Source organism: Polaromonas sp. P1_E12 (assembly GCF_056405975.1).
The window spans coordinates 359,772-374,633 of the sequence record NZ_JBFUBB010000004.1 but is presented as its reverse complement, the minus strand read 5'-3'; the positions used below and the strand labels follow the sequence as shown (position 1 = coordinate 374,633).

Annotated in this window: 14 protein-coding genes; 6 read left to right on the top strand and 8 right to left on the bottom strand. The window is 65.1% G+C overall.

Annotation, left to right across the window (positions count from 1 at the left end; genetic code table 11):
- Positions 1-65: 65 nt before the first annotated feature.
- A complete protein-coding gene (locus AC1D13_RS14225) occupies positions 66-614 on the bottom strand; it encodes a carboxymuconolactone decarboxylase family protein (protein ID WP_457281986.1) in 549 nt (182 codons plus the stop codon).
- 177 nt (positions 615-791) lie between these two features.
- Here AC1D13_RS14225 and AC1D13_RS14220 point away from each other — a divergent pair, with 177 nt between their 5' ends.
- Positions 792-1,655 carry an AraC family transcriptional regulator gene (locus tag AC1D13_RS14220; protein WP_457281985.1) on the top strand — a complete coding sequence of 288 codons (864 nt, stop codon included), beginning with the start codon at positions 792-794 and terminating at the stop codon, positions 1,653-1,655.
- Between the two features lie 83 nt (positions 1,656-1,738).
- Here AC1D13_RS14220 and AC1D13_RS14215 read toward each other — a convergent pair whose 3' ends face one another.
- From AC1D13_RS14215 to AC1D13_RS14205, 3 genes are all read right to left on the bottom strand, one after another.
- Entirely contained in the window at positions 1,739-2,080 is a 342-nt protein-coding gene (locus AC1D13_RS14215; RefSeq protein WP_457281984.1) for a DoxX family membrane protein, read from the bottom strand.
- A 76-nt stretch (positions 2,081-2,156) separates the two neighbouring features.
- Entirely contained in the window at positions 2,157-3,056 is a 900-nt protein-coding gene (locus AC1D13_RS14210; protein ID WP_457281983.1) for an SDR family oxidoreductase, read from the bottom strand.
- Between the two features lie 63 nt (positions 3,057-3,119).
- Positions 3,120-3,875 carry a glucose 1-dehydrogenase gene (locus AC1D13_RS14205; RefSeq protein WP_457281982.1) on the bottom strand — a complete coding sequence of 252 codons (756 nt, stop codon included), beginning with the start codon at positions 3,873-3,875 and terminating at the stop codon, positions 3,120-3,122.
- A gap of 170 nt (positions 3,876-4,045) precedes the next feature.
- Between AC1D13_RS14205 and AC1D13_RS14200 the strand changes: the two genes are divergently transcribed.
- The gene (locus tag AC1D13_RS14200) at positions 4,046-4,942 is read left to right on the top strand and encodes a LysR family transcriptional regulator (protein WP_457281981.1); all 897 of its coding nucleotides are present in this window, start codon (positions 4,046-4,048) and stop codon (positions 4,940-4,942) included.
- 11 nt (positions 4,943-4,953) lie between these two features.
- Here AC1D13_RS14200 and AC1D13_RS14195 read toward each other — a convergent pair whose 3' ends face one another.
- Together AC1D13_RS14195 and AC1D13_RS14190 are read right to left on the bottom strand one after the other, a co-directional pair.
- Positions 4,954-7,350 (bottom strand): glucose/quinate/shikimate family membrane-bound PQQ-dependent dehydrogenase, encoded by a 2,397-nt coding sequence (locus AC1D13_RS14195; protein WP_477689751.1) that lies wholly within the window; start codon positions 7,348-7,350, stop codon positions 4,954-4,956.
- A gap of 181 nt (positions 7,351-7,531) precedes the next feature.
- On the bottom strand, positions 7,532-8,509 hold the full coding sequence (locus tag AC1D13_RS14190; protein WP_477689750.1) for a LysR family transcriptional regulator: 978 nt from the start codon (positions 8,507-8,509) through the stop codon (positions 7,532-7,534).
- A gap of 143 nt (positions 8,510-8,652) precedes the next feature.
- Between AC1D13_RS14190 and AC1D13_RS14185 the strand changes: the two genes are divergently transcribed.
- Positions 8,653-9,519 (top strand): oxidoreductase, encoded by an 867-nt coding sequence (locus AC1D13_RS14185; RefSeq protein WP_477689749.1) that lies wholly within the window; start codon positions 8,653-8,655, stop codon positions 9,517-9,519.
- Positions 9,520-9,594: 75 nt separating this feature from the next.
- On the opposite strand, the gene AC1D13_RS14180 is transcribed toward AC1D13_RS14185, so the two are convergent.
- Positions 9,595-10,803: an MFS transporter gene (locus AC1D13_RS14180; protein WP_477689748.1), complete on the bottom strand. Its 1,209-nt coding sequence runs from the start codon at positions 10,801-10,803 to the stop codon at positions 9,595-9,597.
- 116 nt (positions 10,804-10,919) lie between these two features.
- On the opposite strand from AC1D13_RS14180, the gene AC1D13_RS14175 reads away from it, so the two are divergent.
- Complete coding sequence (locus AC1D13_RS14175) at positions 10,920-11,870, top strand: LysR family transcriptional regulator (RefSeq protein ID WP_477689747.1); 951 nt, start codon at positions 10,920-10,922, stop codon at positions 11,868-11,870.
- 19 nt (positions 11,871-11,889) lie between these two features.
- Here the strand turns inward: AC1D13_RS14175 and AC1D13_RS14170 are convergent, their stop codons facing one another.
- Positions 11,890-12,792 (bottom strand): LysR substrate-binding domain-containing protein, encoded by a 903-nt coding sequence (locus tag AC1D13_RS14170; protein ID WP_457281975.1) that lies wholly within the window; start codon positions 12,790-12,792, stop codon positions 11,890-11,892.
- 90 nt (positions 12,793-12,882) lie between these two features.
- Between AC1D13_RS14170 and AC1D13_RS14165 the strand changes: the two genes are divergently transcribed.
- Together AC1D13_RS14165 and AC1D13_RS14160 are read left to right on the top strand one after the other, a co-directional pair.
- Entirely contained in the window at positions 12,883-13,773 is an 891-nt protein-coding gene (locus AC1D13_RS14165) for an N-formylglutamate amidohydrolase (RefSeq protein ID WP_457281974.1), read from the top strand.
- Positions 13,770-14,762, top strand: a complete 993-nt coding sequence (locus tag AC1D13_RS14160; protein WP_457281973.1) for a Bug family tripartite tricarboxylate transporter substrate binding protein — start codon at positions 13,770-13,772, stop codon at positions 14,760-14,762. Before AC1D13_RS14165 ends, AC1D13_RS14160 begins: the two co-directional genes overlap by 4 nt.
- Positions 14,763-14,862: the final 100 nt, after the last annotated feature.

Below are 14,862 nucleotides of genomic sequence, written 5' to 3'. Positions count from 1 at the left end.
ACTTTCAGCGCGGCCTGCATGCCGCAGGCCGCGCACGTCGGGTCAAAGACCCGGGTGGTGAAGCGTCAGGCAGCGGCTCGGCTCAGCTTGACGGGCGCGAAATCAACCGGCACCGCAAACGCCACATTGACGTAGTTGGTGAAAAGGTTGAGCGCCACATGCGCGAGGATTTCCACGATCTGCTCATCGCTGAAGGCGGCCTGGCGAACGGCCTGCACATCGGCCCCGGACACGTTGCCGCGTTCATTCACCAGCTTGAGTGCAAACGCGAGCACCGCAGCGGTGGCCGGGTCGGCGGATTCACCGCGCTGCGCGGCGGCCATGCCTTCAGCGCTGACACCGGCCTTGCGGCCCAGCGCCGTGTGCGCCGCCAGGCAGTATTCGCAGGCGTTGCGGTCGGCTACTGCCACGGCGATCTGCTCGCCCAGTTGGGCGTTGATGACACCGCCCCCCAGCGCGCCGAACGAGCCCCACATGCTTTTGAGCGCGGCGGGTGAATTGGCGACGGCCTTGAACATATTGGGCGTGGCACCGAAGGCTTGGGTGACCTGATCGAGCAGGGCTTTGCGATCGGCGGAGGTGGCGTTACGGTCGATCAATGGAATGCGTGACATGTGAAGTCCTTGGAGGTTGAAGAGTCGCGGTTAAAGGATGACGTTTCGCGCGGCGGGGCGTGTGGGTGCGCTCGCTGCACAGGAAGAAGTTTCACGCGACAATCAGGACTTATTGGATGAATTCGTCTATCAAATCATCCTTATCATCCAAAGCAAGCCTCAAACCAGTCCCACACCATGACCACGCCCCCCGAAGGAATTGACCGGCTTTCCGCCCTGATGGAACGCTTTCGCGTGCGGGCCCACATGTTTCACAACGGGCCGCTGTGCGGCGTGACGCGCTTCACGCCAGAGGCCGGGCTGGGCTTTTTGCACGTGATGCGTCGCGGGACCATGGTGGTGACGCACCGCGCGGCAACGGGTGCGCCCAGGCGGGTGAAGGTGAGCGAGCCCAGCCTGGTGTTTTACCCGCGTCCGCTCGCGCACGACTTTCACAATGCGCCGGTGGAGGGCGCTGATTTCACCTGCGCAACGCTGGCATTCGACGGCGGCGCCAGCCACCCGCTGGCGCGTGCGCTGCCGGCCCTGGTGGTATTGCCGCTGGCGCGCGTACCGGGGCTGGAGCACACGCTGGCCCTGCTGTTTGCCGAGACCGCGCAGGTGCGCTGCGGCCAGCGGCTGCTGGCCGACCGATTATTTGAGGTGTTGCTGCTGCAACTGCTGCGCTGGCTGCTGGACCATCCGGAAGAAGGCAGCCCTCCCGAGGGCCTGCTGGCCGGGCTGGCCGAACCGCGCCTGGCGCGCGCGCTGGTGGCGGTGCATGAAAACCCGGGCCATGCATGGAGCCTTGAAGGCCTGGCGCAATCGGCCGGCATGTCGCGCAGTGCATTTGCGCCGCTGTTCAAGCAAAAAGTGGGGCAAACGCCCGCGGACTACCTGGCGACGTGGCGGCTGGCCATTGCCCAGGCCGAGCTGCGCAACGGCCAATCACTCAAGGCCATTGCCGCGCAGCTGGGATATGCCAATGCGTCTGCGCTGTCGCGGCTTTTTGTGCAGAAGACCGGTGTCTCGCCGCGTGAATGGGCCAAGACGGCGGTGTAGCGCGAGGGTGGGTTCGGCATGCAGACGCTACCAAAAAGATAGCTATAAGCCAGTGCACTGATTGAGCTACAGGCCAATTTCACTTAAAACTCACGCGACACTGAAGCCAGCAGCACAAAGCCGCCCGCCAGCGCAATGTTCTTGAAGAAATGCAGCAGCTGGTTGCGCAGCGCTTGCGGTGTGGCGGCCCAGAAGCCGTGCGCGATGAACGCATCGACCACGAGAAAAGCCGCGGCGGCCAGCGCGAACCAGCGCACCTGCCAGCCGAATGCCAGCGCCAGGCCGGCGGCGACTTCGACTGCGCCTATGGCGGCGGCTGTGTAGTTGCGCAGCCGTACGGATTCGATGAAGTGCGAAGCGCCCGGGCCGATAAAGGCCAGGGCCATGAGGATGCGGGCGAGAGCGAGGACGACAGCGGGTTGCATGGTGAAGCTCCTGAAAATCAATGGTGAAGAGGCACCACACGGCCCGGGCTCAAGCCGGACCGTGTGATGAAGGCCATCAAGCCGTGCGGCGCACCGTGGGCTTGAGCATGTCGGCGATGCCGATGCGGTGGGCGAACGCTTCGCGCACGCGTTCGGCCACCACGGTGACTTCGCCCGCGCCGTCGTCGATGAAGTCGGTCACCGAGCGGAAGGGGCGGGTGCCGGCGGGCAGGCCCACGATGCGGGTGATGTCGTCAGCCACGGCCTGCGGATTGGCGTGATCGGGGCTCAAGGCCGACAGGCGCTCGCCGACTTTGTCCATCACGCCGTCGTAGCGGGCGTAGGCGGCTGTCGTCGCATCGTCAGCAGGCTTGCCAGCACTGGGGAAGTGCGCCGTGCCTTTGGTGAAGGCGCCGGGCACGACGATGGAAGTCTCGATGCCGAAGCGGGCGAGCTCGTACGACATGGTCACAGCCATCGAATCCATGGCGGCCTTCGCGGCGGCGTAGGGGCCGAGGAAGGGCGGGAAGCCGCCGCGCACCGTGCTGCTGCTGACCCACAGCACGAGGCCCGCTTCAGCCTTGCGCATCACCGGCAACACCGCGCGGTTCACGCGCTGGCTGCCCAGGAAGTTGGTGTCCAGTACCTTGATGATTTCTTCCGGCGTGTAGGCCTCGGCAGGGCCGACCACCAGGTGGCCGGCGTTGTGCACGATGACGTCGAGGCGGCCCTGCTCGGCCACGATGTGCGCCACGGCGGCGTCGACCGAGGGCTGCGACAGCACATCGAGTTCAACAGCGCGCAAATCAAAACCATTGGCAAAACTCCAGTCGCGCAGCTCGCGCACCTTGGATGCGTTGCGGCCCTGGATGTCGCGCATGCTGGCGTAGACGGTGTGGCCGGCCTGGGCCAGTGAGCGGACGGTGAGGTGGCCGATGCCGGTGGATGCACCGGTGACCAGGATGACGGATTTCATGATGTGTGTCTTTCTGGAAAGGGTTTGAAAAGAGTGCTTGATGGCTTGGAGAAGTACGTGCGCTTAGACGACGCCACCATTCGCACGCAACGTCTGGCCGTTGACCCAGGCCGCGTTGTCGCTCACGAGGAAAGCAACCGCACTGGCGATGTCCTCCGGCGTGCCCAGGCGTTCGAGCGGCGCCATCTTGGACATGCGCTCAATCGTCTCGGGCGTTTTGCCGTTGAGGAAAAGCGCAGTGGCCGTAGGGCCGGGAGCAATCGCGTTGATGCGGATGTTTTTGCCGCGCAGCTCTTTGGCCATGATGTTGGTGAAGGTTTCCACCGCGCTCTTGGTGGCGCCGTAGACCGCGTAGCCGGGCAGGGCCAGACCGATCACACTGGTCGAGAAGTTGACGATGCGCCCGCCGGGCTGCAGGCGCGCGGCGGCTTCGCGCAGGGTGTTGAATGTGCCCTTGACGTTGACGGCGAAGAGGCGGTCAAAGGTGTCGTCGTCGGTGTCGGCCAGCGCCGGCAGGCTGGGCGGCATGATGCCGGCGTTGTTGATGAGCACATCGACGCGGCCAAAGGCCTGGATGCTGTCATCGAACAGCTGCGTGACGGCGGCGGAACTGGCGACGTCGGCCTGCACGGCAACGGCCTGGCCGCCGCTGGCCATGATGGACTGCACAACGGCCTGGGCTTCTTCAGCCTGGCCGGCATAGTTGATGACGACGGCGTAGCCCTCTTGTGCCAAGCGCCGAGCGACGGCCGCGCCTATGCCGCGCGAGGCGCCGGTGACGATGGCCACCTGGGTGGCGTTGTTGCTGAAAGCGGTCATTTGAAACTCCTGATGGTTAAAAGTGGGTTGGTTCTGACCGCCCGGGGTGCTGCGTGTGTTGTGCGCCTTTGGTGAGCCAGTGAAGGTATTGTTCTATTCAATCCACACACGATAAATACCGTAAACTTGCCATCATTGTTCAATAAATACTAACAATAGAAGCACGCGTTATGGACCGTTTTCATTCGATGCAGCTGTTCACCCGCATCGTCGAGCTGGGCAGTTTTACGAAGGCGGCCGACGACCTGCTGCTGCCGCGCGCCACGGTGACGCATGCGGTGCAGCAGCTTGAAAAACGCCTGGGCGCGCGGCTGTTGCAGCGCACGACGCGGCATGTCAGCCCCACGCAGGACGGCGCGGCGTATTACGAGCGCTGCCTGCGCCTATTGACCGACCTGGAGGAAGCCGAGTCGGCCTTTGTCAACACGGGCAGCAAGCCGCGCGGCAAGCTGCGGGTGGATTTGCACGGCACGCTGGCCAAGCATTTTTTGCTGCCGGTGATTGGTGATTTTTTTGAGCGCTACCCGGACATCGAGCTGGAGATCGGCATGGGCGACCGGCTGGTGGATCTGGTGCGCGAGGGCGTGGACTGCGTGCTGCGCGTGGGCGAGCTGGCCGAGTCGAGCATGGTGGGGCGGCGCGTGGCGCTACTTGAGCAGGTGACCTGCGCGAGCCGCGAGTACCTGGCAAAACACGGCACGCCCGAGACGCTGGAGGCGCTGCGCGGCCACCGCGCGGTGAATTTTTTATCCAGCCGCACCGGCAAGGCGCTGCCCTTTGACTTCATCGTGGACGGCGCGCCGCGTCAGGTGCAGCTCAAGGGCCCGGTCGCGGTGACGGACGCCGACGCCTACAAAGCCTGCTGCGCCGCGCACTTGGGTTTTATCCAGGTGCCGCGCTACCACCTGGCCGCGCAACTTGAAGCGGGCACACTGGTGGAAGTGCTGGCCGCTTTCCGGCCCGCGCCCATGCCGGTGTCGGTGCTGTACCCGCACCACCGGCAACTGTCGCCGCGCGTGCGCGTGTTCGTGGATTGGGTTGCCGAAGTCATGAGCCGGGCCGGATAGGAGCGGCTCAACTAGCGCGGCAACGCATAAGCCCGCACATAGTCCCCCGCACGCGTCCCCAGTGACCCATGACCGCCGGCCACTACCAGCAGGTATTGCCGGCCGTCGGCGCCGGTATAGCTCATGGGGGTGGCCTGCCCGCCGGCGGGCAGGCGGCTCTTCCAGATTTCCTTGCCGGTGTTCACGTCATAGGCACGCACGTAGTAGTCGAGCGTACCGGACAGGAAGGCGACGCCGCCCGCCGTGGTCAGGGGCCCACCCAGGTTGGGCACGCCCATGCGGAAGGGCAGGGGCACGGGCGACAGGTCGCGCACAGTGCCGTTTTTATGCTGCCAGGCAATCGCACCCGTCGTCAGGTCGGCGCCGGCCACGTAGCCCCAGGGCGGCGCCTGGCACGGAATGCCCAGCGGCGACACAAACGCGCTGAGCTTGACAGCAAAGGGCGCACCGAAGTTTTCATTGAGCGAGGGCAGGCTGCCCTCGGGCCGCTCCTTGCCCTGCACAAGGAGGCTGGTGTCGTCCGTGCGCGGCACGAGTTTGGAGACAAAGGCCAGGTAGGTCGGCGTGGCGAAGACCATCTGCCGCTCCGGGTCCACCGCCACGCCGCCCCAGTTGAACACGCCGAAGTTGCCAGGATAGATCAGTGAGCCTTGCGTGGAAGGCGGCGTGAAGCGGCCCTCATAACGCAGCCGGTGAAAAGCAATGCGGCAATAGAGCTGGTCGAACAGGGTGGCGCCCCACATGTCGCGCTCCGTCAACGGCGGCGGGTTGAACGACAGCGCCGAGTTCGGCTGGGTGGGCGCGGTGCGGTCGCCCTGCGCGGCTCCCTGCGGTGCCGCTGTTTCCACAACAGGCAAAAGCGGCGTGCCGGTGCGGCGGTCCAGCACAAAGATCTCGCCCTGCTTGGTGGGCTGGACCAGTGCGGGCACCCGGTTGCCGCCCACGGTAAGGTCTACCAGGCTGGGCTGGGCCGGCACGTCGTAATCCCACAAGTCGTGGTGCACGGTCTGGAAGTTCCAGCGCACCTTGCCGGTGGCCAGGTCCAGCGCGACGACGGACGACGAATACGTTTCCACCGCGGGGCTGCGCTGGCCGCCCCACTGGTCGGGCGGCTGGTTGCCCAGCGGCACATAGACCATGCCCAACGCTTCGTCGACGCTGGAAACGGACCAGCTGTTGGGCGAATTGGCGGTGTAGGTTTGCCCCGCCGCGAGCGGAGCGGTGGCGTCCGGCTTGCCGGAGTCCCAGTTCCAGACCAGCGCGCCGGTGTTGATGTCGTAAGCGCGGATCACGCCGGACTGCTCTTTGGTGGAAACGTTGTCGAGCACCGTGCCGCCCACGATGATGAGCTTTGATGTCACCACCACTGGCGAGGTGGAGTAGTAAGCGCCGGGCTTGACGTTGGGCATGCCGGCCCAGAGATCGATCTGCCCCTTGCCGCCGCCGAAAGAGGGGCAGACCTTTCCGGTGTCGGGGTTCAGGGCAATCACGCGGCCGTCTGCCGTGGGCATGAACAGTTTGGCCGGGCAGTCGGTGGAGTTAGCGGCGGCTGTCGCAGTCGCAGCGGCAGGCGGCTGATAAGACAGACCGCGGCAAGTCAGGTGCTGCAGTGCGAGCTTGTTCTGTATCTCGGGATTAAAACGCCAGGCTTCCGCGCCGGTGGTGGCATCGAGCGCAATGACGGACTGATGCGGCGTGCACAGGAAAAGCCGGTTGCCCACTTTCAGCGGGGTCACCTCGAAGGTGGTTTCTGCCGGGTCACCAGGGTGGCCGCGCATGTCACCGGTGCGGTACTGCCACGCCAGCCCCAGGTTTTCCACGTTCTCAGGGGTGATCTGGCTGAGCGGCGAATACCGCTGCCCCTGGCCGGTACGCCCGTAGGCATGCCATTCGCCGGCAGGTACGGCATCAGCCGTGCGCGCGGCCGATGCGCCGGTGGGCGGCAACGGCAGCATGCCCGTCACGCGGTTGGCATCATGCAGCCAGGTTGCCACCGACGCAATAAAGAAGAGCGCCAGCGCGGCACCCAACGCCCACTGGCCGGCGCGCACGCCGGATTGGCCCGGCACTTCGGCCTGCATGGCACGGGCGAGCATGGGGGTCAGCAGAAAGAGGCCAATGAGAAATGGCACACCCCCCCGCGCAGCCAGCGGCCACCAGTCAAGCCCGCCTTCCGACAACGCCCATGCGAGCGTGCCCACCAGCAGGAGCGCGTAGGTCCACAACGCTATCGGTCCGTACTGGATCAACAGTACGCCCGTCAATACAAAAGCCAGGCCGGCCACCAGGTAATACCAGGAGCCTCCCAGCACCACCAGCCAGATGCCCGGCAAGGCCAGCACCCCTCCGATCAGCACGAGCACCAGGCCGGTGAAAAAGGCGGAGCGAAGGCGCGGGATAGCTGACACTTTTTATTCTTCCTGATGCGTCCGTACAGGCTCCCAATCTATTCCCGCATCGGCCCGCCGCGCGTCAGCCGTGGGCTAACGCGGCTGTAGGCGACGCCAAGAAAACGGCCGCGCGCAAACCGATGGATAAGAAAGATACAGAAAGAGATGTCTGCGCGACGTTGATGCCGCGACAGCCGGGTCAGCCGGCCGCGCGGGTGCGGCGCGTTTTCCGCGCGATAGCATACGGGCGCAATTCATGCGGCTCCAGGTAGAACTGCGTGTTGCCAACCAGGCGTTCCACCGCCAGGTCGATGAAGGCTCGTGCACGGGCAGGCTGCGCGTTGCGGCTGCCGTAATAGACATAAAGGCCCAGATGCTCGGTGACATGCTGCGTCAGCAGCGGCACCAGCCGGCCGGCGCGCACCAGCGGCGCAGCGGTGGCGCCGATCAGCTGGCCGATGGCCTGGCCGGCCACGACAGCGCGGGCTTCAAGGTCCACGTCATTGGTGAGGAAGGACGCGGCGACGGTACGGGCCACCACTTCTTCACCCACCTTGAACTCCCAGGGCATGGTCTTGCCGGTGCCCGTGTGGTGAAAGCCCGTGCAGCGGTGCCCGGCCAGGTCTTCGATGGTCTGGGGCGCGCCATGCTGCGCGATGTAGGCGGGTGACGCGCACACCACCAGTTGCAGCGGCAGGATGCGGCGCGAGATGATGCCGCCCGCGGGCGGCGCGCCGGCGCGAAAGCCGACGTCGACGCGGTCTTCCACCCAGTTGCCGATGCGGTCGTCCATCTGGATGTCGGGATCCACCTGCGGATAACGGCGGCAGTATTCCTCGAGCACGGGCCACAACACCTCGAGCATGATGGAGCGCGGCGCGACGATGCGCAGCGGCCCGGCGATTTCTTCGCGCGTGCGGCGGGCGCCCTGCAGTGCTCGCTGCAGCGTCGAAAGGCCGGGCTGCACGGCCTGCAGGAACTGCTCGCCTTCTTCGGTGAGGCTCAGGCTGCGCGTGGTGCGGTGAAAAAGGCGCACGCCCAGGTGCTGTTCAAGCTGGACCAGCGCCTGGCTGGCGGCCTGCGGCGTGATCGCCTGTGCAGCGGCGGCCTGGCGCAGGCTGCCGAGTTCGGCGGCCCGGACGAAAGTGGAAACGGCGCGCAATTCATTGAAGGCCATGGCGGCTCCTGGCGGTTTTACGGGAAGCAAGCCCCTGATTGTCACGATTAACTTGATTATGAACTCACCAATTGCCATCTATTCAGCACGCAATCAAAAACCTACATTGCCCTCCTCAGCAACATTTTTTAAGGGGCAAGACCATGAATGCAAAGACTGACTTCAAACGTATCTGGATGATCACCGGCGCAGCGCGCGGCATTGGCGCGCGCATTGCCGAAGCGGCGCTGGCGCATGGCGACGCGGTGGTGGCGACTTCGCGCGACGCCGCCTCAGTGCAAAAAAGATTTCCCGCGAGCGACGCGCTGCTGGCATTGCCGCTGGACGTGACCAACGAGGCGCAGGCGGCGGCCGCCGTGCAAGCCGCGTTGGCACGTTTTGGCCGCATCGATGTGCTGGTCAACAACGCCGGCTACGGCCTGCTGGGCGCGGTGGAAGAAGCCACCGGCGACGAGGTGCGGCGCCTGTACGAGACCAATGTGTTCGGCCTGCTGAACGTAACACGCGCTGTGCTGCCAACCATGCGTGCGCGCCGCAGCGGCCACGTCATCAACATCTCGTCGCTGGGCGGTTACCAGTCCGGCCCGGGGTTTGGCGTGTACTGCTCGACCAAGTTTGCGGTGGAAGGCCTGACCGAAGCACTGCATGGCGAACTGGCGCCGCTGGGCATTCACGTCACCAGCGTGGAGCCGGGTTACTTCCGCACCGACTTCCTGGACAACGCCTCGCTGGCAGTGTCGCCACGTATCCTGGACGACTACGCCCAAAGCGCGGGCAGGGTGCGCGAAGCTGCCAAAGAGATCAACCACAACCAGGCGGGCGACCCGCTGCGCCTGGCGCAGGCAATGTTGAAGTTGGTGGAGGCCGACACCCCACCGCTGCGGCTGCCGATGGGCACCGACACGCTGAAAGTGATTGCAGACAAGCATGCGTTTGTGGAGGCCGAGGTAAAGACGTGGAAGGCGCTGTCGGCTTCGACGGATTACACGCGGGAAGAGCTGGCCGCCTGAGCGTTGTCTTGTGAATGAAAAAAGGCCTCTCACGAGGCCTTTTTTTGCGGCGAAGTACCGGAACGATATTCAGCGTCAGGCAGCACAGGGCGCATACTTTTTGGCAGGCCACATCCGCACCACCAGTGCTGCCGCACCTGACACCGCGGCCATCACGCACACGCCCTGCCAGCCGGTGTGCGCCAGCACCATGCTGCCGAGCCACGCACCGCCGGCCATGCCGCTGAACATGCCGATGAACAGAACCGCATTGAGCCGGCTGCGCGCGGCGGGTTCAATGCCGTAGACGATGGTCTGGTGAGCAATCAGCGTGGCCTGCGCGCCCAGGTCAAACACCACTGCGCCCAAGGCAATAAGCCACAGCTGGTTAGGTCCCAGGGCCATGGCGATGAAGGCCGCGACGACCAGCGCGGCGCCCAGCCGGGTCACGACTTCAGGGCCTTTGCTGTCGGCGATGCGGCCGGCCAGCGGCGCGGCTAGCGCACCGGCGGCACCGGCCAGGCCGAAGGCGCCGGCGGCGCCGCTGCCCAGGTTGAAGGGCTCGGCGTGCAGCATGATGGCCAGCGTGGACCAGAAGGCGCTGAAGCCGATGCTGATCAAGCCCTGTGCGACGGCCGCGCGGCGCAGCGCCCCGTGGCACTTCCACAGCGTGGCCAGCGAGCCGAGCAACGCCAGGTAGGGCAGCTGCGTGGTGGGTGCAAAGCGCGGCAGGTGCCGCCACACCGCCACGCCCAGCAGCGCGATGCTGAGGGCCGCGGCCACGAACATGCTGCGCCAGCCGAACTGCTCGGCCACGACGCCGGCCACCACACGCGACAGCAGAATGCCCAGCAACAGGCCGGTCATCACGGTGCCGACGGTTTTGCCGCGTTGGGCTTCGGGTGCGAGTGTGGCGGCGGCCGGCACGATGTCTTGTGCCAGCGTGGCCGCAAGACCGATCGCGAGGCTGGCCAGTGCGAGCACCGCCACGGACGGCGCGGCGGCGGCGAGCAGCAACGCCAGCACCAGAGCGGCGGCCTTGCCGAGGATGATGCGCCGGCGGTCATAGCGGTCGCCCAGCGGCGCGAGTAGCCCGATGCCCAGCGCGTAACCGAGCGTTGTCAGTGTGGGCACCAGGCCGATGGCGGCGGGGGTGGACTTGAATTCAGCAAGCAGCAAGGCCAGCATGGGCTGGCTGTAATAGAGCGAAGCCGCGGCCAGGCCGGCACCGGTGGCGAGCAGGAGAATCAATGGGAACGGCAAGCCGGGCCCGGTTTGGTCATGCGTATTAGCTGTAGAAATCATGAGGAAAATCCCGATTTGAGGCAGGACGCGAGTATGCGGGCGGGGTTTTGCGCTGTGAAGGCTGCTATTGGGCACAATGGTCATACGTAAAACGCATAAGCAACCTGGGAGACCTCATGAAAACCGCGCCGGACCGGATCGAACTCATGCAGACCTTTGTGCGCATCGTGGAGGCGGGCAGCCTGTCCGCCGCCGCAGCGCAGATGAACGCCACGCAACCCACAGTCAGCCGGCGCCTTCAGGCGCTGGAACGTTCGCTGGGCCTGAAGCTGCTGCAGCGCTCCACCCACGCGATGAAACTGACGGAGGGCGGCGAGCGCTGCTTTGCCCGTGCCAAGGAGCTGCTGGGCAACTGGGGGGCTTTTGAGGCCGACCTGCGCGGCACCCAGGAAGTGGCGGAAGGCACGCTGCGCGTGGTGGTACCGCATGCGCTGGGCCAGCAGCAGCTGGTGGGGCCGGTGGTCGACTATTTGCGGCGCCACGAGCGCGTCACGGTGGAGTGGCTGCTGCATGACGGCACACCCGACTTCATCACGCAGGGCATCGACTGCGCGGTGCACGTGGGCGCGGTGGAAGATCCTTCGCTGGTGGCCGTGAAGATTGCCGAAGTCCGGCGCATCGTGGTGGCCGCACCTTCCCTGCTGCAAGACAAGCCGCTGCCGATGCATCCAGCCGATCTGCAGGCCCTGCCCTGGCTGGCGCTGCAAACCTTCTACCGCAACGAGGTGGTGCTGATCCGCCGCCATGCCGACCAGCGCCGCGAAGAGCACCGCTTTGCGATACGGCCGCGCCTGGGCACGGACAGCCTGTTTGCCCTGCGCAACGCCACGCTGCTGGGCCTGGGCGCGAGCATCGCTTCGACCTGGCTGGTGGCGGGCGACGTGGCCGATGGCAGGCTGCTACACCTGGCGCCGCAGTGGTGTGCCGAGCCCCTGCCGGTCTACCTGATCTACCCCTATTCGAACTTTTACCCGGCCAAGTTGCGCCGCTTTATCGAAGCACTGCGCGAGGGATTGCCCAAGGGCATGGGCCTGCCGGCCCGCGAGGACGGGGCCGGTGCAGCCTGATCGCAGCGCCTGGGAGAGGTCAGGCGCCGGCCGTGTTGCCGGCCTGCTCTTGCAGCCATGAGGCAAACGCTTCAACGGCGCGATTGCTGTGGGCGGCAGCGGATCGTTGGCAAAGGTAATACCCGCGCGAGATCAGGACCCGGGTGTCGAAGGGCAGGACCAGCTTGCCGCTTTCGAGTTCGCTCTCGATGAGGCACGGCTGGATGACGATGGCTCCCATGCCGGCGCATGCCGCGACGATGAGGTTGTTGCCCAGATCGAACCCCGGGCCCAATGCTGGCTTGGGCTGCTTTAAACCTGCACCCTCCATCCACACGGCCCAGTTGTCTGGGTAGTTGATGTGATGAAGAAGGGTATGCGCCGCGAGATCCCGCGGATGCTGAATGCTTCGCGCAAGTGCGGGTGTGCATGCGGGCGTGATCTCGTTGCCCAGCAGATAGCATCCGCGGATACCGCGTGGCCACCTTCTTCCCGGGCGCCTGAGCGCGATCCACAGGTCCACGTCGTCGCGCTTGAAGTCTTCGTCGAAATGGAATTGGCGCAGCTCCACCTCGACATTGGGGTTCAAGGACTTGAATTGCGCGAGCCTGGGGACCAGCCATCGCGTTCCGAGGGTTGGTATGACGCTCACCCGCACTTTGCGTTGCGATGACCCTCCGCCGAACTGGGTGACGGCCGCCTCCAGCCCGGCGACATGGGTTTCAACCAGCTTCTGAAATTCGCGCCCGCGGACCGTGGGCACAACGCCCGTCGCGTTGCGGTCGAACAGGCTGCAACCCAGCCTTTGCTCAAGGCGCAGGATGGCCTGGCTGACGGCGCCCTGCGTGACGGAAAGAACCTCCGCCGCGCGGCGAAAACTCCCCAATTGGCAGACCCCGAGAAACGCGTGCAGTTCAGCCAGCGACGGCGACTTGAATTTCATGACCGTATTAGATCATCTAATCAGCAGCTTTGAAATTGTCGTTTGTCGCGCGGCACTCGCGGCGTCAAACTGCCGGCCATGAGCCAAACCATGTCCCACGCCGAACCCGTCAAGGTCGTCCGACCCGTCGTTGATCCCATCGCACTGGTGTGCGACTCCCCGCACAGCGGCACCTACTATCCGCAGGACTTCGATTTCTCGATTGAATTGCAGCAACTGCGGCAGTGCGAGGACACGCTGATCGAGCAGCTTTGGGACGCGGCGCCGCTGGTCGGCGCGACTCTGGTGCACGCGACGTTTCCGCGCAGCTACATCGACCCCAACCGCAGTGAGGACGACATCGACCTTGCGATGCTGGACGGCGAGTGGGCTGAGCCGGTGGCCCCTTCTCAACCCTGCCTGCGGCTGGGTAACGGCCTGGTGTTCAGCAAGACGCCGACGCTACAGCCGATCTACAGCCGCCGGCTTCATGCCAGCGAAATCAAACACCGGATTGAAAGCTGCTGGCGGCCGTATCGCCATGCGCTAGAGGACGCGCTGGCCCAGTCAAGCACCCCGCAGGGTGAACGGTGGCACCTCAACCTTCATTCCATGCCAAGCAACGCGTATGTGCGCCTGGGGTTGCCGGACAAGCCGCTGGCCGACATCGTGCTGGGCAACCTGCATGGCGCCAGCTGCAGCGCGGCTTTCGCGGACTTCGTCGGGGAGGAGTTCAGGCGGCAAGGCTATACCGTCGCACTGAACGACCCCTATGCGGGGCAAGACCTGGTGCGCACTCTTGGCCGGCCCGCACACGGACAGCACAGCCTGCAGATCGAAATCAACAGGGCGCTCTACCTTGACGAAAAGACGCGCGAGCCAAAGCGACAGTTCCATGAACTCAGGAAGCGCATTCACCTGGTGCTGCAGGCCATCGCGGGACACATCAGGGAAGAAACCACTCACTCGAAACGCCACGTCAACCTCAAGGACACAGCATGATCACCATCCCAAGCCGTCGGAAATTCCTGGGCATAGCGGCCGGTGCGGCGGGCGCGGTAGCGTGCCCGGCATTCAGCCAGCCGCAGGCTTACCCGAGCCGTCCCATCACATTGATCGTGCCCTTCCCGCCCGGTGGAGCAGTGGACATCTCCGCGCGCGCTATCGCCGACAAACTGGGCAGGCTGCTGGGCCAACCGGTCGTGATCGACAACAAGGCCGGCGCAGGTGGCGCCATTGGCACCGGCATTGTTGCAAAGGCCGCGCCCGACGGCTATACGCTGGTCGTCACTTCGCAGTCAACCCATGTGGTCAATCCGGCGGTGTCGCCGAACCTGCCTTACGACGCAGTGAACGATTTCGCCTACATCACTCTGATCGACAGGCTGCCGAACGTGCTGGTCGCCAGCGCCAAACTCCCGGTCAAGACCTTTGCCGAGTTTGTGCGCTACGCCAAAGCCAACCCGGGCAAATTGAACTATGCCTCGTCAGGCAATGGCTCGGTGGCACACCTGAGCATGGAACTGCTCAAGTCGAAGCTGGGCCTGTTCATCACGCACATCCCCTACCGGGGCGCCGGACCGGCACTGACGGACCTGCTCTCGGGGCAGGTTCAGCTGACGTGGAACAACCTGCCCTCCAACCTGGCCATGCTGCAGAGCGGAAGCCTGCGCGCATTGGCCGTCGCCTCGCCGCTGCGCGCGCCGCAGTTGCCGGACGTTCCCACCTTTGACGAGCTCAAGCTGCCCGACCTGAACCTCACGTCATGGACGGGGCTGGCAGCGCCGGCAAAGACGCCCGAGGCCATCATCCAGAAGCTCTACGACGCGGTGCGCACCATTCTTCGCGACAAGGACACGCTGGAAGCCTGGCGCAAACGCGGCGCGATGCTGCCCGAGAACGTGCGCCCCGCCGAATACCGGCAGGAAGTCATTCAACGCATCCGGTTCTTCAAGGATGTCGCCCAAGCCAACAAGATTGTTCTGGAATAGCCGCGCATGAACCTTCACCACCCCACCACGATGCCGCAGCCAGACGGTTGACGCGCACGTCCACGACCCTGTGCCCTGTGAATTTGCTGCCCTGTTGAAG